Origin of the sequence: Vibrio sp. L3-7, from assembly GCF_963898195.1 — a bacterium.
Taxonomy (GTDB): Bacteria; Pseudomonadota; Gammaproteobacteria; order Enterobacterales; family Vibrionaceae; genus Vibrio; species Vibrio echinoideorum.
Genome location: NZ_CAWQUW010000009.1, coordinates 86,597 through 109,012, shown reverse-complemented (window position 1 = coordinate 109,012; position 22,416 = coordinate 86,597). Strand labels below are relative to the sequence as shown.

Annotated in this window: 14 protein-coding genes; 1 reads left to right on the top strand and 13 read right to left on the bottom strand. The window is 44.4% G+C overall.

The window, feature by feature from the left end; translation table 11 throughout:
• Positions 1 to 271 precede the first annotated feature (271 nt).
• Both AACW75_RS08945 and AACW75_RS08940 read right to left on the bottom strand, forming a co-directional pair.
• A complete protein-coding gene (locus AACW75_RS08945) occupies positions 272 to 1,285 on the bottom strand; it encodes a LacI family DNA-binding transcriptional regulator (protein WP_017075305.1) in 1,014 nt (337 codons plus the stop codon).
• Between the two features lie 98 nt (positions 1,286 to 1,383).
• Entirely contained in the window at positions 1,384 to 4,458 is a 3,075-nt protein-coding gene (locus AACW75_RS08940) for a GH116 family glycosyl hydrolase (protein WP_145571410.1), read from the bottom strand.
• A gap of 64 nt (positions 4,459 to 4,522) precedes the next feature.
• Between AACW75_RS08940 and AACW75_RS08935 the strand changes: the two genes are divergently transcribed.
• Positions 4,523 to 5,470 (top strand): aldose 1-epimerase, encoded by a 948-nt coding sequence (locus tag AACW75_RS08935; RefSeq protein WP_145571408.1) that lies wholly within the window; start codon positions 4,523 to 4,525, stop codon positions 5,468 to 5,470.
• Positions 5,471 to 5,619: 149 nt separating this feature from the next.
• On the opposite strand, the gene AACW75_RS08930 is transcribed toward AACW75_RS08935, so the two are convergent.
• The 11 genes from AACW75_RS08930 to AACW75_RS08880 form a co-directional block, all read right to left on the bottom strand.
• Positions 5,620 to 8,034 (bottom strand): GH36-type glycosyl hydrolase domain-containing protein, encoded by a 2,415-nt coding sequence (locus AACW75_RS08930; protein ID WP_145571406.1) that lies wholly within the window; start codon positions 8,032 to 8,034, stop codon positions 5,620 to 5,622.
• Between the two features lie 125 nt (positions 8,035 to 8,159).
• Positions 8,160 to 9,251 (bottom strand): ABC transporter ATP-binding protein, encoded by a 1,092-nt coding sequence (locus tag AACW75_RS08925; RefSeq protein ID WP_135458841.1) that lies wholly within the window; start codon positions 9,249 to 9,251, stop codon positions 8,160 to 8,162.
• Positions 9,251 to 10,600 (bottom strand): GH1 family beta-glucosidase, encoded by a 1,350-nt coding sequence (locus tag AACW75_RS08920; protein ID WP_145571405.1) that lies wholly within the window; start codon positions 10,598 to 10,600, stop codon positions 9,251 to 9,253. The genes AACW75_RS08925 and AACW75_RS08920 overlap by 1 nt, the downstream gene beginning before the upstream one ends.
• Before the next feature lie 17 nt (positions 10,601 to 10,617).
• Entirely contained in the window at positions 10,618 to 11,466 is an 849-nt protein-coding gene (locus AACW75_RS08915; protein WP_016792728.1) for a carbohydrate ABC transporter permease, read from the bottom strand.
• Between the two features lie 46 nt (positions 11,467 to 11,512).
• Positions 11,513 to 12,499: a carbohydrate ABC transporter permease gene (locus AACW75_RS08910; RefSeq protein ID WP_017075311.1), complete on the bottom strand. Its 987-nt coding sequence runs from the start codon at positions 12,497 to 12,499 to the stop codon at positions 11,513 to 11,515.
• 67 nt (positions 12,500 to 12,566) lie between these two features.
• A complete protein-coding gene (locus AACW75_RS08905) occupies positions 12,567 to 13,811 on the bottom strand; it encodes an ABC transporter substrate-binding protein (RefSeq protein WP_017075312.1) in 1,245 nt (414 codons plus the stop codon).
• Between the two features lie 18 nt (positions 13,812 to 13,829).
• Positions 13,830 to 14,837: a LacI family DNA-binding transcriptional regulator gene (locus tag AACW75_RS08900; protein WP_017075313.1), complete on the bottom strand. Its 1,008-nt coding sequence runs from the start codon at positions 14,835 to 14,837 to the stop codon at positions 13,830 to 13,832.
• A gap of 462 nt (positions 14,838 to 15,299) precedes the next feature.
• Positions 15,300 to 17,318, bottom strand: a complete 2,019-nt coding sequence (locus tag AACW75_RS08895) for a methyl-accepting chemotaxis protein (RefSeq protein WP_145571403.1) — start codon at positions 17,316 to 17,318, stop codon at positions 15,300 to 15,302.
• A 229-nt stretch (positions 17,319 to 17,547) separates the two neighbouring features.
• The gene (locus tag AACW75_RS08890) at positions 17,548 to 18,837 is read right to left on the bottom strand and encodes a carbohydrate porin (protein ID WP_017075315.1); all 1,290 of its coding nucleotides are present in this window, start codon (positions 18,835 to 18,837) and stop codon (positions 17,548 to 17,550) included.
• A 360-nt stretch (positions 18,838 to 19,197) separates the two neighbouring features.
• Entirely contained in the window at positions 19,198 to 21,252 is a 2,055-nt protein-coding gene (locus AACW75_RS08885; protein WP_145571401.1) for a prolyl oligopeptidase family serine peptidase, read from the bottom strand.
• An 11-nt stretch (positions 21,253 to 21,263) separates the two neighbouring features.
• On the bottom strand, positions 21,264 to 22,181 hold the full coding sequence (locus tag AACW75_RS08880) for a LysR family transcriptional regulator (RefSeq protein WP_145571399.1): 918 nt from the start codon (positions 22,179 to 22,181) through the stop codon (positions 21,264 to 21,266).
• Between the last annotated feature and the right edge of the window lie 235 nt (positions 22,182 to 22,416).

The following is a 22,416-nucleotide window of genomic DNA, read 5'->3' as shown; positions in this document are numbered from 1 at the left end:
ATTCTTTTCTTACCTCTGGTGTTAGCTTCGTTTATATAGGAGCACTACTGATATGACGAAAAGTAAGTTAAGTGGTACTTGGGTGTAGCTATGTGTTCATTCGGTCGAAGCAAACAATGGGGCAGAAGTGTTTTAGCTTACCTGCCCCATATTGAACAATGTGAACGCGCAAATATAAGCAAGCTTTACTCAGCGACATTCCTGCACCATGGTTCGCATTGATATCAATACAAATCATCACGGGCGCACCACCTTGATGCTTGTCTTGAAATTAACGATACAAAGACTTAGTCGACTCTCTCACAATCAAATCAATCGGTGGCAAGCGAGCTTCATGCCTCTCGCCAGATAACAGGTTCAAAATCGATTGAGCACATACCTCTCCAATTTCTTCAATAGGCTGTCTCAAGGTGGTTAGCGCTGGCGTGAAATACTTAGAGGTTGGCAAGTCATCAAACCCAATCACCGACACATCTTCTGGCACTTTATAACCGTGATCATGCAATGCCTTAATCGCGCCGTAAGCTGTTTGATCATTAGCTGCAAACAGGGCTGAAAAGTGAATCTTTGACTCGATCAATTCAACGGTTTTTTCGTAGCCAGACTCACTACTAAAATCACCCTGCTTAACCAGTTTTGGCATCACTTTTATGCCCGCTTCTTGAAGTGCTTTTTTATAGCCCTCAAAGCGACTCCCAGAATCTGGCTGACTAGAAAGCCCTTTGATATGTGCAATATTTACATGTCCTTGCTGGAGGAGATGCAAAGTGGCCATATAGCCTCCAAGCACATTATCAATGTTTATCGTGCGGATGTTGTCATCAACAATGTCGTATCCTACCGCCACGACAGGAATGTCTTGAGCATACTTGGTTATGTCTTCTTTAGTCACACTGCCAGTCACGATGATCATGCCATCAACATTACTTTTCGCCAGATACTCCAGCGCATGTAATTCCAGCTTTTTCTGCCAATGCCCTGTCGCAATCACTAGAGAGTAACCTTGAGCAATCAAAGTTTTCTCCATGTCATTTAAAATACGGCTGGTATAAGGGCTATCAGGGTGTTGCACCAATACACCAATCGTCAGTGAGCGACGGTTGATGTTTTCTTGCATTTGGAAGTTAGGCTTATAACCGGTGTCTTTGATCGCTTGTTCTATATTTTGGCTCTTATCATCCGACACATAAGTCGTTCGATTAAGAAAACGAGAAACCGTGCTTGGAGATACTCCAGCTAGCCTCGCTACATCGTATACGGTGGTTTTTTTTGTTTTTGTACGCATCTCGATACCCTAATCAAGTGACGTTTGGGGAGCCCAAAAGCTCCCCATCAGTTTCAACGTGCATACCACTGCTTTAGTTGAAAAATCGTGTCGTTAAATTAATACAAGTAGGCGAATATCATCCCCGGTCTGAAGTAGCGACCTGCGGTATATTTCAATCCCGTACTCAATAGCCATTTATGAAGAACAATGGCGTATTCCGCTGAGATTTTGCCTTGCAGCATACTAACAAACTTATCACTGTCTTTAGTCAAACTGGGGCTCACTCGACCGTCAGATAGAACACATTTTTGATATTTAAGTGCAAGAAGCCAACTTTTCGCATCATTTTGTGACAATTTAAAATATTCAGTTAGATCTTTCTCATCAATTGAAACTGAACAATTGAACCCTTCTGGCGCAGCAAAAGGAATTTTCGAATAGTCATAGAGCGCGGTATACACGGTATCCATCAAGGTTTCCGCTTGCTGCGATTTACCCGCCAAGTTCAACGCAGTCGCGACACTAAACTGAACGCCAATCCACACATCTTGAGCTTGGAATGCTTCATGTGGTGAACCATCAGCCAGCGTCATATTTGCAACACCCAACTTAGGGCTGTTGATCTCAAAGTTGTGCTTATAAACATAGTCTAGTGCACGTTGTATTCTGTCTTCTGGGAAAATGCCCTCTAGACCGATGAGCTTTAAGTAACTGTCGGCTAACAGCGCATCACCAAAACTGTTGTCAGAGTCCGGCACTAAATCTAGGTACTCTTGTGTAAAGGCGTGAGGTGCTGTCTCACTCAGCAAACGTTTCTTGGAGACTCTTTGAGATACCTTACTAACATCAATTGAAATATCTGTTTGGCTAAGATAGTCGTTCAGAATGTTCTTATCGGCAATCGTATCGCCAGTCAACGTAAGCCCCAAGGTTTCCAATACTTGGTAGCCTTGTCCCGTTAAGTGCTTGGCTTGAACTGGAGTGACGAAGAAATGATAGTAGCCTTCTTTATCATCCCATAAGCTTTGTTCTACCGTGGCTAACGCCTTTTTCGAACGTGCTAAGTAACCCGCGGCTCTCTCGCTTTCGTCCATCAATTGTGCAAGCTCACTTGCGGCTTGTAAGCCTGCGACCCAAAGGCTCGCGCAGTAAATAGAAATACCGTGAGAAGCTAAGTTATCAAAGGTGTCATCTGTGCCTCGTGTTAACGGTAAGTCGTCGCCTTCAGCAACAAGATTCGATAAGAACTCGATACTTTCAGTCACGGCTTGCCAGCACTCTTTAACCACAGAGATATCTTGGGTGTTTTGATAATGGCGATACACCATCAAGATGTATTTCGGCGCTAAGTCCTTCCATTCTTTCACATTGTGCCAACTGTAGGCGTCAGGTTGGATGTCGAATGGGCTGCCCAAATCGTGAATTACCGCACCTCGAATGGCACGCACACCTTGGTATTTATCATCAATAAGTTCTGCGTTTGGTGTCGCTTCATATTCCCAATAGCGACGCTGAGTGAAGTCTTCCGCCAAAATGGCTTTCGAGAACTCTTTCATCACACAACCATCAAGCTCAGGTAGAAGATAAAGCAGCGAGAATGAGCCGTAGAAATACACATCCAAAGAGTTAAAGAATGGGTAGTCGACACACTCTTTGACCAAGAACTTATCCTCTTTGTCCCACACCGTCGATTCCGCTAAGAAAGACAGTGAGTTCATTGCCATCGTCGCATAGCGAAGTGCGGAATCAGGCTGAGAGATCTTAGTGTTAGCTTGTTTTAGGAAGGCTGTTTGTTGTTCAACGATCTGTTGTTCAATCGTTTCTAGCTCTGGTAATACATCCTCTAGCATCGGCAAAGCAGGCTTAGCTTGCGGGTAGAATTGCGTGTAAGCCTTGTCTGAATGCCAGCCATTTAGCATGACTTTACTGTGTGCCATCACCTGTGCAAAACGTAGGTCAACAGATTCACCGGCTTCGAGCTCAACCTGAACCACAACCAATGCGCTCAGAGCTTCACGTCCTGTATATATTCCCGTTTGGAACTCACCGTTTGTGCGACCTGTTTTCAGTGCAAATTCGGTTTGTTTCGCCGTTTTAGATGTATAAAACGTCGGTTTCACGGACACCGATACTTTGCCAGATTCAGTCAGGCGATTATCAGTTTGGACACCGAATACCACCTCGCCTTCAATATCACTTTGATAAGGCGATTGGCTGTAGAGTTGAACACCAGTAAAACTGCAGCTTTCGCCCTTTAAGTTAACCGCATCATGCTGCTGAGCGATTGGGTTTTGAGACAGAGTACATGTCGAATCTTGAATGCCATCACGACCTTTTTGGTACGTCGAGCCAATCAAGTTCTGCAAAGGCTGAACCAAGGTCACGACTCGTGTTTTATCTGAATTATTGGTCAGTTCGAAGTGATTCCAGTGCATTGGCAAAGAACAAAGGCGTTTATCTTCCTTTACGATAGGAGAGACGACCTTCCGCTTTATCTTAATATCATCAAAGCTATTATATTTATATTCAGCTAATGGATACAAAGCTTTATATTCTATATCGCTTCCGTTAACACTTTCTATATCATTATTACCATCGACAGTAAGTGATAATAATCTCGTTGTATCATTTATTAACAAACCATTAAAGAAATCTAAGGCTACATATAATTGACAAACAATAGAAGATGAATTTTCCTCAATCAATAATTGAGTCTTATTTGAGAGCTCAACATTCCACTTTATAAAGTTATCTTTATTTTCTTGGTAAAAATTGCCATTTTTTAATGCTGTTTTAATGAGGCTAAGCGCATTCGACATCTCTTTGTTGTCAATTTTATTCCCATCAAACAAAGCGGGATAAAAATTCAGATGAACACTCAGCTCTTGTTCGTTAAAAACTTGAAGTGTATCAATGGTTGGCACATCCATCACTGAAGCATAAAAATCATTAAAATTAATAACTTGCTCTGAGCAATCAACAAATATTCCTGGAATAAAGCTGAAATTTGGTGTGTTGCCGTTTGGTGTCAGTGTAAATGTATTGCCAATTCCACCCACCGCCATGCCAGTATTTTTGGGCGTGGTTGAAATCGGTGTGTACCAAGGTTGAATAAATTCTACAGCATCCCCTTTTTTACACAGATGTTCTGAGTTTCCTGAATAGCTTGTGTATGGAATTTTATTCTTCATGTTAAAACCACCATTGAATATTTTATTTTTCTTGTTAATATCTTTTAAAAATGGAGACATCAACATGTTTAAAATTATAAATGAAAAATTTGGAAATATTGACTCTGTCAAATTAATAAATCACCAACATGGCATCGAACTTCAAATAATTAATGGATTTGGCGCTGTTATTAATAAACTCATCGTAAATAACAGTCCATTTTCTTTTATTTGTGGCTATCAGAATTATGATGAACTGATCAACCAACATCCGTTCTTTTCCCGCAGTGCTAAATTATTCCCTTTTCCAAACCGTTTAAACTTAGGTCGTTACAGTTTTGATAACCAAAACCATCAACTCCCAGCTAACTTTCCTTGGTCTGATCACGCCGTACATGGCCTGCTCTACAACCAACCTTTTTCAATCACAAACAGCGCAGCCAATGAAGAGTCAGCCAGTGTAACGTTGCAGTATCAAACATCGTCTTTGCATCCTGGTTTTCCGTTTGCCTTCAACCTTGAAGTCACCTTCACTGTCGACATCACGGGTAAACTCGCGTCTTCAACAACTGTTTCTAACCTTGGTGATTCTGCATTCCCGTTCGGTGATGCTTGGCACCCTTATTTTTCACTAGGCACAGATCTGGCGCACTGCAAACTAACCATGTCACCTTGCTCTGAAGTCGTGCACGTGGACGACCTACCCAATGGCGAAAAACAAGTGTTTGATTGTTTGTCACTAGGCGACTCACTCACCAATCAAAGTCTCAACCATTGCTTTGAGTTTGATTCAACAACTACCAACCAACTTGCGTTTACACGCTCAGATTCGTCAGCTGTTCTTCGTTATCAACAAGATGCAAGCTACCCATTCGTTCAGCTATACACGCCCGCTAGCGAGCAAAGTATTGCGATAGAACCGATGACTTGCCCTGCAGACGCATTCAACAACCAAATCGGCTTATTAACGCTTGAGGCTAATCAATCGCAAACCTTCACTTGGCAATGCCAAGCCATCTTTCAACCACAATAAAGCAACCAAAGTAAGGCAGCCTCTGAATGCAAAATACAGAAAAAAAAGCCACCGCTTAATGCGAAATCAGCCCCCCCAGAGAACGCATTACAAGAGAGAAAAGCAAACTAAAGAAGCAATAAAGGGCGCATAAAGCGCCCTTCTCTTTTTTAACCTAAAACAACCTCAACGGTATGCTCACCTGACGTGAATACCGGTGCTTTGTTGCCTTCAATCACCTCACCATTCACCTTCATTTGTGCAACACCATTACAAACATTATTTGGGTTAGTCACATGAATGTGGTACGTCGCACCACGGAACTGACGGCGCACTTTGAACTCAGGCCATTCAGACGGAATACAAGGGTCCACCAGCAAACCATCAACTTCAGGTCGAACACCCAGGATCCATTGCGTACCTGCAACGTAGGTCCAAGATGAAGTACCAGAAAGCCATGCGTTACGTCCTAAACCAAACTGCTTGTGCTCGTCACCCAAGATGTTTTGAGGGTAGCAGTAAGGCTCAGATTCAAAGGTATCAATGTCATCGTTCTTAGACGCTGGGTTTATTTGACGGTAGTACTCATACGCACGTTCGCCGTTGCCCATTTTCGCTTCTGCAATCATTACCCAAGGGTTTGAATGCAGGAAGATGCCGCCATTCTCTTTCGCGCCCGGTGGGTACGTTGAAACGCCACCAAGCTTCGGATCAAAACCGTTGTAGCCTGGCGTTGAAAGCTTGATGCCATTCGCCGTGTTCAGTTTGTTGTAAACCGAATCTAACGCTTGTGTTGCGCGCTCTTGCGTTGCAAAACCAGAGATCACAGGCCAGCTTTGACCATTAGTGTAGATCTGACCTTGCTCGTTTTTATGAGAACCAATTGGCAAGCCTTGCTCATCGAAGTAACGAACGAACCATTCGCCATCCCAACCACACTCATTGACCGTGCTCTGCATCTGCTGATATTGGTCCTTGAACTTAGCCGTCAGTTTCGCTTCACCACGCAACTCACATAGGTCCAACATATCGAGCAGTGCTTTGCCGTACATATTGGCAACCATCATTGACTCAGCACCTGTTGGTAGGTTCACCGTGTCATTCCAGTCAGCGAAACCTAATAGCGGTAAGCCATGTTCACCCGTATTGGTGTAGGTAAATTCAATAGAGCGACATAGGTGGTTCCAAACGGTTCCGGTTTCAACAGGGTTGCCGTCTTTGTCTTTCTGGTAGAACGGGATCTCTTTATTCAAGAAGTCCGCATTGCCCGTTTCTTTCACGTATTGAGTCACCGCGTAGATGATCCACAGATGATCATCTCCGTAGTAATCAGGGCGATCTTCTTCTTCACGAGAATCACCCGCGTTCGCTTCCATCGTCGATGGGAAGAACTGGTGCATCGCTGAACCGTTAGTGTTCTGAACAGAAAGCAGACGCTCGATAAATTCGCGCGCTTCTTCAGGCATATGTGTAATAACGCCCAATGTATCTTGCGACGAGTCACGGAAACCAATACCACGAGCACCATAGCCAAGCTGATACAAAGACAGGTAACGAGACCAGTTCTTAGTCGTATGACACTGACGCGGGTTATGTACGTTAAGCATTGAGTTCATCGCAGGATCTGGCGTTTCAACCTGAACCGTTTGTAGGTAAGAATCCCAATGTTCAGATAGTTCGCTAAACGCAGCATCGACAACAGAATGGTCGCGGTATTTAGCCAATAATGGCAGCGCCGCTTCAACACTCTCTTCTTGTGCGATTTGTACAATCGTACGTTCTGTCTGCTCTGGTGATAACCAACCCAAGCGCAGATTTAGTGCGCCAATGTTATCGCCACGCAAGCACTCAGTATTACCCAGCTCATCATTGTTTAGCGCTTCTGGCGCTGCCCATGTACCGTATCCCAAATTACCTAAAAACGACTGGCGATCACCGTCAAAAGAAGTCGCAGGGCGATCCGCTGTCATCAGGTTCACCGCGTAATCACGCTTCATGAAAGCGTATTGCTCAAGCACGGTATGACCAGACTCTTGCTGATGCGCTTTAAGCGTCATAGTTTGTGGAACCCAGTCTGCGTTTAACAGTTGCTTAAGTGCATCAAAGTGAGTGAACTCATACACAGGTACCACATCAACGTGCAGCGCTTTGTCTGAAATGTTGGTGACTTTGATGTCTTGCAACAGTACTTGGTCAGCTTTTGGCACAAAGAACGTCGCTTCACAGCGCACACCGAATGCTTCCGCAATAATGGTGGTGTAAGACAAACCCGTGTGGTTTTCAAACTTATCCAATGGCTTCAGAGTTGGTGTGTAGAAAGGAGAAAACACTTCTACATTACCCGCTTGATCACGCACCTTAAGGTATAAGGTCGAGCCTTTGAAATCAGAGTTTGGCAGTTGAGCAATGTACTTGGTGATGCGGTTGAGTGCCGGATCGCCTTTACACAACAACACGCCGCCGTTGCTATCTACAATGCCACCGAAATCTAATGTGCCCACATAGTTACACCATTTGATCGGTGTACACGGTGTGGTTGCTACGTATTCTTTGTTTTTATCGTCAAAATATCCGAATTTCATCATCACTATCCCCAGCCCCTCCCAAATCAGGAGGAGCCAAAACAATTTGTCGTAAGTTGGTTGATATCAGCTCGATGGCTGACTGAGCCATTTGAATCTGCTTTCTCGAACTCGCTTTATTTAACGAATTAGCTCGCTAGTGAGTTTTCACTTAGCGCGTCAAACAGGTGGAATGCATCCAAGTCCAAGTAAAGTGTCAGTTCTTTCACGTCTACTTCAGCCGCTTGAGTTTCAACCATTAACGGCTGACCACCGATTTCTGTTTTCAGAAGAATGCTTGCACCCAGTAGTTCCTTGTCTTTGATTTTCACAGGGAATGGCAGCACGCGATCGTGGTCCACTTGCTCGGCACGTAGGTGAATGTCTGTTGGACGAACACCAAAGTGCAGCGCTAGGTTCTTAGACGCCAGAGACTTAAAGCGCTCAGGCAGTGGGATATGAACATCGCCAATTTCAACGAAGTACTCGCCTTCAGTCTCAGTCAGTTTCGCTTCCAGCATATTCATTGACGGGTTACCAATGAATTGCGCGACAAACTTGTTCGCAGGGCGTTGGAACACCTCAGTTGGCGTACCGACTTGTGCCACATAACCGTCTTTCAGAATCACGATACGATCCGCCAGTGTCATCGCTTCAATCTGATCGTGCGTTACGTAAATCGTGGTCGTTTTTAGTTCACGGTGCAGGTGTTTGATCTCTTCACGCATCACACCACGAAGTTTTGCATCAAGGTTAGATAACGGCTCATCGAACAAGAATACTTTAGGCGTACGAACCATCGCACGGCCCATCGCAACACGCTGACGCTGACCACCTGAAAGCTCTTTCGGCTTACGGCTTAGTAACGGATCAAGCTCTAGCATTTTCGCTGCTTTCAGCACTTCTACGTCGATTTCAGCTTTAGGCATGCCTTTCAGCTTTAGAGCAAATGCGATGTTTTCGTACACTGTCATGTGTGGGTACAGTGCGTAGCTTTGGAATACCATCGCCAAATCACGGTCTTTCGCGTCGACTTTGTTCATCACTTTGCCGCCAACTACGATGTCGCCAGAGCTGATGCTCTCTAGGCCAGCAAGCATACGTAGCGTTGTCGATTTACCGCAGCCTGATGGACCAAGGAAAACAACGAACTCACCGTCTTCAACCGTAAAATCAAACTCTTTTACAACTTCAACGTCGCCAAATGATTTTTTGATGTTCTTAAATTCAACTTTAGCCATTACTTGTTCTCCTCAGCGCGCTCTAGAAGCATATTTTGGTATGCGATAGCACTCTGTTTTAATGTTCTTTTTTGGGTTTGGTAATCAACGTGGACAATGCCGAAACGTTGGCAGTAGCCGAACGCCCATTCAAAGTTGTCCATTAGGCTCCACGCAAAGTAACCATCGACTTTTACGCCAGCTTCTACTGCGTTATGTACGGCTTCTAAGTGAGTTTGGAAATAGCGAACACGCTGTTCGTCATTTACTCGACCATCAACGCATTGGTCATCGCCCGCTGCGCCGTTCTCTGTGATGTAGATAGGCGGCATGTTTTCGTAACGAGCATCCAGTCTTACCAACAAATCAGTTAAACCTTGCGAGTACATTTCCCAACCAATGTAGGTATGTTCTGCTTCAGTTTGTTTTACAGACTCAATGTCACCGTTTTCATTGAAACGAGCCACATTACGGGTGTAGTAGTTGATGCCGATGTAGTCCACCGGTGCACTGATGATGTCTAAGTCACCTTCAAGAATCATAGGCATGTTCATCGCTTGGCGTTCAACCACCAACTGCGGATATTCACCTTTCAATACTGGGTCAATAAACCAGTGAAAATTTTCCGCTTCACAGTAATCTGCAGCACCTTGGTCTTGCGGAGTTAACGGGTAAGCCGGTGTCGCGTTAAATACAACACCGTGCTTAGCGTTTGGTGCATTCTTGCGAAGAATCGGCATCGCCAAACCATGACCTAACATCAAGTGATGCGACGCTAAGTAGCCCTCTTTTTCGCCCTTGATACCAGGCGCGTGCTCGCCCCAACGATAACCGAGGAACGCTGATACAAACGGTTCATTTAGCGTGGTGTACACATCAATGTTGTCACCGAAATAGTGGCTAACCACTTCTGCGTATTCTGCAAATTTGTACGACGTTTCGCGATTTAGCCAGCCGCCTTTGTCTTCAAGGTATTGCGGTAGATCCCAGTGATAAAGCGTGACATACACTTTCATGCCGCGAGCATGACACTCATCAATAATCTGACCGTAGAACTCAAGGCCTTGCTGATTTACAACGCCGTCTTGTGGCAGGATACGTGACCACGCAATCGACAGGCGGTAAGCATCAACACCTAAGCCTTGAATCATCTCGATATCTTGTTTCCATAAGTGGTAGTGGTCACACGCCACGTCACCATTATCTCCGTTATCAACCTTACCCGGCTTATTGCAGAACGTGTCCCAGATAGACGGTGTACGACCGCCTTCTGCTGCGCCGCCTTCAATTTGGTATGAAGATGTCGCGACACCGAATACAAATTCCTTACTGCGTAACTTTGAATCACTTGGAAGTTGAAATTTATTCATTGTTATAACCCTTAAACCTAACCTTTGACTGCGCCGGACGTTAAACCACTGATCATCTGTTTCGATGCAAACAGGTAAGTAATAACGAGAGGTAAAATTGAAATTGTGGTACCTAGCATTACCGCGCCCCATGGCGTATTCGGTATACCTTGCACGCTTCGTAGTGCTTGTGTAATGACATAGTTGTCAGGGTTGTTCAGTACCACAAGAGGCTGCATAAACATGTTCCAGAAGAAAACGAACTGAACAATGGCAAGCGTTGCTAATGCAGGCTTCATCAACGGAAGTACCACACTCCAGTACGTTCTAAACTCACCAGCACCATCCAGTTTTGCGGCTTCCAATAGCTCTTTAGGAATCGATGCAATCACGTGCTGACGCATCAGGAAGATACCAAATGGTGTCGTTGTGAACGGCAGCCACACCGCCATATGGTTGTCTAACAAACCTAGGAATTTCACGATCATGAAGTACGGAATCAAGCTAAGCACTGGCGGAATCGCCATCGAGCCAACCAGCATGCCGAACAACACGTTCTTACCGCGGAACTTAAATACAGCAAACGCGTAGCCACCCATGCTACAAAACAGCAGAGAGATGGTTGTACCTAAGAAAGCCACGTAAATAGAGTTAAACATCGCTTTCCAAAACGGCATGATTTCCAGCAATTTTGCGTAGTTAACCGCTAAGCTATCGCCAATGGCAAAGCTAATGCCCGAGCCAAAGATTTCCGAGCGATCGCGTGTTGAAAGCAGTGCTGACCACACGAACGGGAATACCGTAATAATCGCTGAAACAACCAGTAATATGCCGAGCATAACCATCAAGATCTTAGTCATGATGTACATGGTGCGTTCGCTTGGCATTAGGCCACTTAGTGGTGAGGTATTTGTCTTAATTGATGTCGACATCTTAATGTTCCCCTAAACCTTTTTTACCGAAGAGTAAAAATTGAACCAATGTACAAGTCGCGATAAGTGCAAACAGTAACCACGAGATAGCAGATGCTGTGCCCATTTCTAACCATTCCCAACCGACTTTGTATAGGTACATCGAAATAGTTAAACCAGATTGACCCGTACCACCCGTACCACGAGTTAAGACGAACGGTTCTTCAAACATCTGTAAGTTGCCAATGATGGTCATCGTGATAGCAAAGAAAATAAACGGGCGAATCATGGGTAGTGAGATGTTCCAGAAGCGGTGGAAGGCATTAGCACCATCCATACGAGCTGCTTCTAAAATGTCTTTAGGAATAGTCATCAAACCTGTGGTGTACAGAACAATGTTGAAACCGGTGTATTTCCAGAAAACCATGATTGCGATAGACGGTTTCACCATTGTGGCATCGTCTAACCAGCGAATCGGTTGAAAATCATTAACCCAAGCGAATGCCCAACCAAACAAGGTGCTATCAGCCAATGCCATTAGCGTTTGGTTAATAATTCCTGAGTTAGGAGAATACATATTGAAGAAAATCAGTGACGCTGCGACCGTTGATGTAATAAACGGTAGAAAGTATGCCGATGTTAGCCAGTGACGCATACGGTCACCCATTGAAACCAACATGTAAGCGACTGGAATAGCAACCAAGTGTTGAGCCACGCCTGATGTAACCGCTAGCCACAATGTGTTCTTCAACGAACGCCATAACCATGGGTCAGTCAATGCAATGTAATAGTTCTCAAAACCAACGAACTCCATCGCATCCATGCCTCTTACCGGGTTCCATTCGTGGAACGACAGGTAAACAGAGAACAACAGCGGGAAGATCCCAAATACAGAAAAAATGATCAGAAACGGCAGAAGAAATCCATACGGTGAAAGCGCTTTCAAATTTAGGCGAGAAAAAAGGCTTTGCTCCGAAGGTTCTATCGTTGTGCTCGCTGTATGATTCATAGTAACGACCTCTTAGAAAAGGAAGCGCGTTATCCACGCTTCCTCACTTACTTAAAAAAATAACAAATTAAAGATTACGGGTACGACGCTTGATTAGACGTTCCGCTTCTTTAAGCGCTGTCTTAATGTCTTTACCTTCATCAAGCACTTCCATCAACGCGTTCTCTAAAATAATAGAACGTGCAACGTGGTCGCCTTGAGCTGGAGATACAGGCTTAATGTTCTGTGCTACTTCAGCAAAGATAAGACGTGCTTTTTGTCCACCTAAGAACTCCATCTCTTCTTGGAATAACTCATCGTCATACGTCGTTACGTTTGCAGGGAATGCAGCAATCGTTTCGAAGTGCTTAAGCTGTACTTCACGATCAGTCGTCATGTATTCAATAAGAGCCCAAGCTTCATCTGGGTTGTCTGATTGAGTTGGAATTGAAAGGAATGAACCGCCCCAGCTGCCGTAGATACCATCAGGTAGGTTTTCTACTGCCCACTTACCTTTAGTTTCAGGAGCAATCCAGTTGTTTAGGTGACCAAGTAACCATGCGCCAGAAAGTTGAGTTGCAAAAGTGCCGTTACGGAAACCTTCGTACCATTCGTTAGACCAAGCCAGAATTTGGCCATCTAAACCTTTGTCACGAATCTCTTTCGCTACTTCAAAAGCGTGAACGAAACGTTCTGATGTCACAACTGGGTTGCCATCTTTATCGAAGTAAAGACCTTCACCTTCAGGAACAGTCGTAAAGATAATCGCTTGTGCAACGTCTGCCGCTGAAGCGATAAGTTGTACGTTTTGCTCTTTCAGTTTTTCACCAGCAGCAATGTATGAATCCCAATCTTTGATTGCTTCTTCTACATCAATGCCTGCTTTTTCGAATACATCAGTGCGGTAGTACATAACACCAGGACCTAGATCCACAGGAATACCGTACATGTTGCCATCAGCGCCTTTGCCTTGTGCCCATGCGTAAGGTGCGAATCGTTCTTCGTACTTATCTGCACCGTAGTTTTCAGATAAGTTAACTAGGCCACCAGAACCCACGAATGGACCGATTTTTTCTACATCTACAACGATCACATCACCCGCGCCAGATCCTGTTGCCAAGTTAGTGGTTAGCTTAGTGTGGTGGTCACCGTGGTTATTCATTAGATAATCGACTTTGATCCCCGTTTCCTTTTCGAAATCAGGCAGCAATACCTTTAGGCTGCTATCAAAATCAGGGAAACCGTCAAAACGAATTTCTTTATCAGCAGCATGTGCCGTTGTACCTAATCCTAAAGCAACCGCGCATGAAAGCGCTAAGGTCTTAAATTTCATGTTCTATCCTTAATATTTTTATAGGGTAACTGGTAAATCCGATACCGAGTTTCTAGTGACCAACGTCGGCAGCAATTTAAAGTTCACGTCATGTTTTATTTTTTTTAGCTTTTGTAGAGTGAGCTGCACTGCTTCAATGCTCATCTCTTCAATGGGGAAATTAATGGTGGTCAAACTAGGGGTCAGATAGCGCGCGAAGATGGTGTTATCAAAGCCCACCAATGAGACGTCCTTCGGAACAGACAATCCTTCTTGATGTAGAACTTCGAATGCGCCAAAAGCCATATGATCATTCGAAGCAAAAACTGCTGTGAAATGACACTTACGATTAATCAGCTTTTTCATTGCACTGATACCCGTCTCCTCGGTAAATCCCGCTTCAGAGACTAAGGCTTCATCGTATGGCACACCGGCTTCTTCCAAAGCCTTTCGATAACCTTGCAAACGCCCCCTAGCATCTGCTTTATCTAAAGGCCCGGTAATACACGCGATATCTGTATGTCCCTTTTGCAAAAGATATTGGGTAGCGAGTAGCCCCCCGACTTCGTTATCAATATCAATGCAACTCATCGCCATTTCTGGGATGAAGCGGTTAATTAAAACCACAGGGGTCCCCTGTTCTTCCAATTCAATTAAATAGTCATCACTCAGCAGTTGAGTATGAAGAATCAAAGCATCTACACGACGCCCCAACAAAAACTCCACAGACTCGCGCTGCCCTTGTTCAGTGTTTGAACCCGCAGCAACAACAGCGTGGTAACCAAAGCGGCGTAAGTTCTCTTCGATGCTATGCAAAATGCCTGAGTAGAACGAGCCACCAAGTTCTGGAACAACAACACCCACACTACCAGTACGACTTGACGCCAAAGCTTGAGCGATAGAATTCGGGCGATAGCCTAACTCTTTGATCGCTTTTTCTACCTTTAGCTTCTTGTCATGACTGACTCTACTGGTGCCATTAATGACTCTAGACACTGTCGCCTGAGATACACCTGCATGTTCTGATACGTGTTTAATTGTTGCCACTCGAACCTCGATACTTCATTAGCTTGTAACCGCTTTCAAAACGATTATTAAAGAAAGGCGCTTTGGTTGAAGTGAGTACCATCACACTAAACTTGGAGGTAAAAAGGCTGAATATGGAAATCTTGAAAGCGCTTACAGATTCCCTTCACGCCATGAAACTGTTTCATGAGATTATTGTTTATATTATCAGAACGACGTTTTGTTATTCATCCATCAGATCAAACAAGTACGTCTAATGCCCCTATTTTGGTAAAGGGCTATTTCGTGCTGAGCCCACAATTGACGGCAATATACGGGATAAAATTGACCTTATTATTTCAACGGCAATACGAAATTGTATGAGAACATTTCACTCCTTTTTAAGTCGAGCATCCCAGAGACAAAAACACCCAGCGCAAGGCCGGGCGTTAAGTCATGAAAAACTCGATGTTGTGTCTAATCCCTGCTATTTCGATGCCGTATCTAATCCTTACTATTTGGATGCTCTGCTAACTTAAATTCCTGCGTTAACGAGAACTGCTCTTGTGACATTACTTCTAGCTGCTGACCATGTGAGAAAAGCACCTGAGAACGCTCGGAGTTCGCTTCTGCCAGCATATGTATTTGGCTGATATTTTGCGTGACCTGAGAAGCCACAACCTGATGCTCTGTGGTTGCTGTCGCGATTTGATGACTTCGTTGCTCCACTTCATTGAGAAGATCAAACACCGTTGAAATCGAGTGATTGACCTCTCCGGTCTGTTCTACGCATTGAATCATCCCCTCCACACATTGGTTGATTTGCTCAACCGCCAACTTAGAGCTGGTTTGCAGTTGTTCAATTTTATGGTGGATCTCTTGAGTTGATGCATTGGTTTTAGCCGCCAATACTCGAACTTCATCAGCAACCACAGAAAAACCCCTTCCTTGCTCCCCAGCTCGTGCCGCTTCAATGGCTGCGTTGAGTGCCAATAAATTTGTTTGTTCTGAGATACCCGATATCACATCGAGAATCGAACCAATGCTGGCACTCTCTTTTTCAAGCTGAGCAATGGTCACCGTCGATTCCGCCAACTTACTTTCCAGGCCTCCCATCATCTCGACACTTTTATCCATAGTCTTTTGACCATCACTTGAGCTTGAAACTGCCTCGGTGACCAACGTCAGTGTTTGGTTGGCCGCTTGAGTGATTTCCGTCACGGAACATTCTATCTGTTCCATCGCAGTTGCCACCATAACCGTTTGATTGGTTTGGTCTTGCATCGCTTCACGCAGTGAACTGCTGGTGCTTTGATTCTCCAGAGAAGCCTGTTGCAAATGCATGGATGATTGGCGCATGTTCTCAATCATTTGTGTTAGATGGCTGATCACCAAGTTAACTTTGTCGCTAACCGAGCCAAATTCATTATTGGATCGATACTCAATCTTAGAACTCAGGTCTTTGTTCGCAACTTGGTCTAACGCACTTTGCACGAGTTTACTTGGCTTACGGATCCCTTTCGCAATGTTCAACCCTATCAATAGAGCAATGAAAACCGATGCTGCCGAGATGATGGCTTGCATCAATAGGGCTTGATGAGACGATTCCATCGACTCTTGATATAAACGTGTCGCGGTATTTTCTGCGTACAAGGAAAGCTCATCGAAATGAATTAACTGCACATCTATGAGTTGTTCAACCTCCACTCTCTGCTGTGCGATAGCCTCATTTAACTTTACGGTTTCCATATGAGTTGAAATCGAGCCTTGTTTAGAAAAGGCATGCGAGGCAAGTAACGACAAAGACTGTTTACTACGTCGCATCAAAGCGGGATTTAACGCCTCCAAATCAGTGGCCGCTTCTTCAAATCGCTCTTTACGACTTTGTAGGCGACGTTCGATACTACGAACCTCTGATGATGTTTGTAGCGAAAAAGCCTCATTCGCTTCCGCAGCAATCAAACTCAATTGAACCAGTAATGCTTCAACCGATTTTTGCATTTCATCTGAGCTCGCGCTCGCCAATTGATTCACCAAGGTATTGTTAAGTTGATTCACTACCGATTGAAATTGTGCCTGCTCCATAGAACCGAGATCTTTAGTATCCAGATAAGAAACGTAAAGCTCTAATACCTGCTCTATCTTATCAATGGTGGCAACACCCGTTTCATCAATATTCTCGAGTATGGATTCAAGTGGCGACCCTGCCTTAGCTTTGCCTTCAAACCAATTTAATTGTTGCTGATAATGCTCGGTGTTATTCACAACGGCTTGTTTTAGTGGCTCTAGCTCGTCAATATAATCCGCTGATAAATAAGGAATTGAACTTCGGTTAATATCCAAAAAACGGATGGTAAGCGTGGAAGATTGGAGCATTAAAGGGGTAGCTTGTTGAGTGATGGTTTCGATGTGTGAGGTTATGTTCTTGTTGCTGTTAATACTCAACCATGCGCTACCAAGCATGATCACTATCAGCGTGAAGAAACCTAAATAAACTCTAGACACGATGGAAGAAAGTCTCATAGTTATTCCTTGATCTAGTGGCGAAAAAAAGGGCACAAAAAATGTGCCCAAGAATGGAGTTAATTGAAACGTGCCCTAATCAATCTGCCTTTAGGGCTAAATGGACAGTATTGCTTACTCTTTAAAAGCATAGGTATTTCAACGTATGATCTTAATAAGCATGGATATTCGAAAGTAGGGCTCTTTGAAAATATGCCTAATTCAAAGAGCTGCTGTTTCTATCTTGTGATTACCACCAAGCTTCAAACATTGCGCCAAACGACAATGTATCAACATTGGTTGTCTTCACTGTGTTACCTTTCGTTTCTACATCACCCACAGTTGTGTAGAAGCGCAGCATTGGACGGCTCCAAGGTAAGCCACCTAGAGAAACGTTTTGAGACAGCGTTACTTTCCATGCGTTCTCTTCACCGTCGTCATCGTAATCCACCATACCGTAGCCCGCTTCTAACCAAGTAGAATGAACATCATCCCATTGGTACTGTGGACGAACGATACCCGCGTATTCAGTATTCTCACGATCTAAGTCTGAGCCAGAATTGTCTTTGTAAGACACTAAGTAATCGATGATGAACTGTTCAGATGCCGCGTAGCTACCCTCAACACTTGCATACAAAGTTTGGTAGTCGCCTTTTAGGTCATAAACCGATGAATCTGCACCGTCACCGTATTTCACTATTAATCGGTTAGAATCGCCTAAACCTAATGTTGCACCCACTAGGTAAGCAGTTTCATCACTGACTTTTGGATCACCCACTACGTCTGAGTCTGCTTCATCTGAAGCAAAACCATAGTTCGCATATAGATCTAGTTGACCGATACCTGCATTAATTGAATGAAGCTTAGAAGTAATTGCGTATCGACCATTGTCATTTACGAGGCCGCCTTTCACTTGACCAACAAAGCCCATATCTAGCTTCGCGCCGCCGAAATCTAAGTTGTTAAAGCCTGCGCCTTGACCATCGTGTGTCATCCAGAAGTAATCGTTCAAACCTTGTTGCGGACGTTGATGGAAGTCGCGACCAGCCCACATGTAAAGTTCTGGTTGGCTTTCAAATACATTAGTTACACCTGCGTACATTTTCTTCATGCTCAGACCGCCGTCGTCAGCCCAAGCGTCTGCTTCCCAGTGGTCAGCCATGAATACGATGTCCCAGATAGCGCCATTGTCAGCTTCAAAAAGCTTAGCTAGCTGAACCTCACCGCCGTTGGCTTCGTTACCCAAACGACCGACAGAGCGACCTGTTGTACCAATGTCTACGTAACGCTCATCACCACTTTTGTAGTGAGCGCCGTAACGAGCATAACCAGAGAAGACGATGCCATCTGGCACCTTAGTTTCTGCAGTTAGGACAGCGGGCTGTTGATCGTTGACATAATCAATATCCACAACCTTAGATTCTAACTCTTGGATTCGTTTTTCTAATGCTTCGATATTAGTATCAGCAGCAAAAGAAGAGAGTGAAGCAAGCGATGCCGCCACTGCGACCGTTATTGGCAAAAGCTTAAATTTTTGCATTGTAATTCCCTATTATTTTTTTGAGTTTTCATCGAACAGGGAAATATTAAGCAATGAAAGGCTTGAAAAGTTAGTCGCTGTTCACATTGACAAATCAGCTTCAAAGCCATGAAACTTTTAGAATATTTAGGCGTAAAACTATTGATTTAAGATCAATCAATTAGAAACAATAAAGAATAAATTTCAGCCTTGAAATCGCTTTCATTTCATCAGTATTGGTGGCGGCTATCACGAAAAAGAGTGGGGATAATGGAAGAGAACAGGGTCTTGATCTGATTGGTTTTCATATATATGAAAAGCCTCAAAATCTAAGGTAGATTTTGAGGCTTAATTTGAGCGTTAGAGGCTAGAACACCAAAATCAATTCAACGAATTGATTTCCATATTGAACAAAGTAAAGGCATAAATATCGGCTGTTAAGTCGATCGCCTTGCTCAAAGGCATACCAGCACCATGGCCGGCATTAACATCAATGCGGATCATCACAGGTGAAACACCTTGATGTTTGTCTTGGAGCTCTGCAATGAACTTATAAGAGTGCGCGGGCACTACGCGGTCATCGTGATCAGCGGTTGTCACTAATGTGGCAGGATAGTCCGTGCCGCGTTCTACATTATGGACCGGAGAATAACCAAGGAGATATTCGAACATCTCTTTATTCTGCGCAGATGTGCCGTAGTCATACGCCCAACCTTCGCCAGACGTGAAGGTGTGGTAACGCAGCATGTCCAACACACCGACCGCAGGCAGAGCCACTTTGAACAGCTCAGGCCTTTGCGTCATACACGCGCCAACCAACAAACCACCATTAGAACCGCCGCGGATCGCTAACTTATCACTGCAGGTGTAATTTTCTTCAATTAAGAACTCCGCTGCCGCAATAAAGTCATCAAACACGTTCTGCTTCTGTTGCTGAGTTCCGGCTTTGTGCCACGCCTTACCATACTCACCACCGCCACGCAGGTTAGGTACCGCATACACACCACCCAGATCCAACCAACTGCCGACCGTGCCCGAGAAAGCAGGCGTTAGGCTGACATTGAAACCACCATAGGCATACAGCATGGTTGGGTTATTGCCATCTAACACGAGTCCCTTCTTATAAGAGATAAGCATCGGAACCTTGGTGCCATCCTTCGAGGTATAGAAGACTTGTTTAGACTCAAATTGATCCGACTCAAAAGGAGACTCAGATCGTTGGTAGATTTCAGAGCTGCCAGATTCAACATCAAAAGAGAAAATCGTTGGCGGCGTAACGTAGTTGGTAAAGGTGTAATAAAGCTGGGTTTGTTCGTTTTTTCCACCCAAGCCACTGGCCGTTCCCAGCCCAGGCAAATGAATTTCACGAACTAGGTTACCTTGGTAATCCAGTTGCTCGATCTTGGACACCACATCGACCATGTAGTGAGCAAACAAGTAACCACCGCCCGTACTGATATCTAACGGCTGTGGCTTTTCAGGGATGATTTTGAGCCATTTCCCATCGCGAGTATCAAAGCTCACCACCTTGCCGTTTGGCGCATCGAGGTTGGTGTATAAGATGAAGACTTCGTCTTGGTTATCAATGAGGTAAGTATCGCTATCCACATGGTCAATCAGCGTATTCAGCGATTGTTCTGGTGAATTTAAATCGATATAGAACAGTCTGTTACCCGATGTCGACTCTCGCCCTAGGATGATCAAGTAGCGGTCGTCTTCGGTGGTGTAGCCAGATACATAGCGATGCTGCTCGGTGTTGTTGTCACCAAAAATCACTTTGTCGCTGGCTTGCTCTGTACCCAACTCATGGAAGTAAAGTTTGTGCTGTTCGGTACGTGCAGAAAGCTGGCTGCCGTCTGGCTTGTCGTAACTAGAGTAATAAAAGCCGCGATTACCCAACCAAGATATACCGGTGAACTTCGCATCGGTGATTTCGGCTTCAAGCTGCTGTTTAGTCTCGGCATCAATCACAAAGATCTTGCGCCAGTCGCTGCCGCCCTCGGAGATGCTGTACGCAACTAAACTGTAATCTTTTGAAAACGACACTGAGCCAAGTGATGTGGTGCCATCTTCCGAGAAGGTATTCGGATCTAAGAAAATCTCTTCTTGTTGCCCTTCTTTCTGGCGATAAAGAATACTGTGATTCTGCAGGCCATCATTCTTATAGAAGTAGGTGTAGTCGCCTCGCACAAACGGCTGCGAACTCTTTTTGTAGTCTTGCGCTTTCGCCAATCGTTCTCTCAGTTCTGCGCGATACGGGATCTGAGCAAGATAATCGAACGTCACTTCATTTTGGCTCGCCACCCACTGTGCGGTTTCATCACTTCGATCATCTTCTAGCCAGCGATAAGGGTCTTCAACTATTTGATCAAAATAATCATCGCTGACGATCTGTTTGTTGGTGATTGGATATTGATACTCTTTTGAATAGCTCATCGTGATCCTTATTAAAAATAATGTGAAATCGTCAGATAGCGAGTTCTGATGTGTTCAATCAACAACTTAATCTTGTTAGGTGGCTGACGAGTGAACGGGTACACCGCATAGATACCGAGCTTCTTGCCGACCAAATCAGGGAAGATATCCACCAGCTGGCCGTTACGAATATCGTGATAAACAAGACAGCGCGGCACATACGCGACCCCATGACCGCCCAACGCCGCCTTTCTTAATGCTGTCGCATTATCGGTAGAAAAAGAGCCCGAAACACGTACGATGTATTTATCGTTATCAGTAAAGCCGTCTTTACTATGCAGGAACTGCCATTCACTGGCACCTGTTGTTTGATAGGCGTATTGCAGGCAGTTGTGAACAACCAAGTCCTTTGGTTGCATCGGCTTGCCGTTCTTGGCGATATAAGACGGAGAAGCACACACCACCCATTGCGAATCCAAGATATGACGGGCAATTAAGCTGGAGTCTTCCAAGTAACCGGTTCGAATGACCAAATCAAGGCCATCATCAACCAAGTCGACAAAGCGATTGTTAAGTGACATATCGACCGTTAAACCTGGGTGCATATTACAAAACTCGGCAACAGCGTCTGCCAGAATCAAATCTCCCGAGATAGTAGGCACTGACATTTTGATATGACCACTGACATTTTCACCAAAGCCTGAAACTGCGTCCATAGCCTCTTGAGCCGCCTGCTTCACATTTTTGGCGCTATGTAACATTGCCTTACCCGCCTCGGTCAGGGTCAATTTACGCGTCGTTCGATACAATAATTGTACGCCTATCTCTTCTTCCAGACGCGCAATTCTTTTGCTAACTACCGAATTCGTAAGGTTATTTTGTTCTGCCACCTTACTAAAGCTACCCAGTTCTACGACCTGTGAAAACAGGATCAAATCGTCTGCTCGCATTTGATTATGCCAATTTTGGAATTAATTATTTTCATTATTTCCCTATATCAATAAAAAATAAAGGGGTAAATTCACGCCAAATTAACAAAACAATTACAAACACAGCTTTTGGAATCAAATCGATTACAAATACAGCAACTCTAATTACAACAACTGAATCCTCGAGATTCAGATTACACCTACAAAACCAATAACGTGTTATTCACTTCAAACATGAACGTTTGAAAACAAGTAC

Excerpts from the sequence above, each read along its gene's own strand:
- AACW75_RS08935 (WP_145571408.1), top strand. The coding sequence starts at position 4,523 with ATGTTTAAAATTATAAATGAAAAATTTGGAAATATTGACTCTGTCAAA.
- AACW75_RS08915 (WP_016792728.1), bottom strand. The coding sequence starts at position 11,466 with ATGCCAAGCGAACGCACCATGTACATCATGACTAAGATCTTGATGGTT.
- AACW75_RS08930 (WP_145571406.1), bottom strand. The coding sequence starts at position 8,034 with ATGATGAAATTCGGATATTTTGACGATAAAAACAAAGAATACGTAGCA.
- AACW75_RS08890 (WP_017075315.1), bottom strand. The coding sequence starts at position 18,837 with ATGCAAAAATTTAAGCTTTTGCCAATAACGGTCGCAGTGGCGGCATCG.
- AACW75_RS08945 (WP_017075305.1), bottom strand. The coding sequence starts at position 1,285 with ATGCGTACAAAAACAAAAAAAACCACCGTATACGATGTAGCGAGGCTA.
- AACW75_RS08910 (WP_017075311.1), bottom strand. The coding sequence starts at position 12,499 with ATGAATCATACAGCGAGCACAACGATAGAACCTTCGGAGCAAAGCCTT.
- AACW75_RS08920 (WP_145571405.1), bottom strand. The coding sequence starts at position 10,600 with ATGAATAAATTTCAACTTCCAAGTGATTCAAAGTTACGCAGTAAGGAA.
- AACW75_RS08940 (WP_145571410.1), bottom strand. The coding sequence starts at position 4,458 with ATGAAGAATAAAATTCCATACACAAGCTATTCAGGAAACTCAGAACAT.
- AACW75_RS08925 (WP_135458841.1), bottom strand. The coding sequence starts at position 9,251 with ATGGCTAAAGTTGAATTTAAGAACATCAAAAAATCATTTGGCGACGTT.
- AACW75_RS08905 (WP_017075312.1), bottom strand. The coding sequence starts at position 13,811 with ATGAAATTTAAGACCTTAGCGCTTTCATGCGCGGTTGCTTTAGGATTA.
- AACW75_RS08880 (WP_145571399.1), bottom strand. The coding sequence starts at position 22,181 with ATGCGAGCAGACGATTTGATCCTGTTTTCACAGGTCGTAGAACTGGGT.
- AACW75_RS08895 (WP_145571403.1), bottom strand. The coding sequence starts at position 17,318 with ATGAGACTTTCTTCCATCGTGTCTAGAGTTTATTTAGGTTTCTTCACG.
- AACW75_RS08885 (WP_145571401.1), bottom strand. The coding sequence starts at position 21,252 with ATGAGCTATTCAAAAGAGTATCAATATCCAATCACCAACAAACAGATC.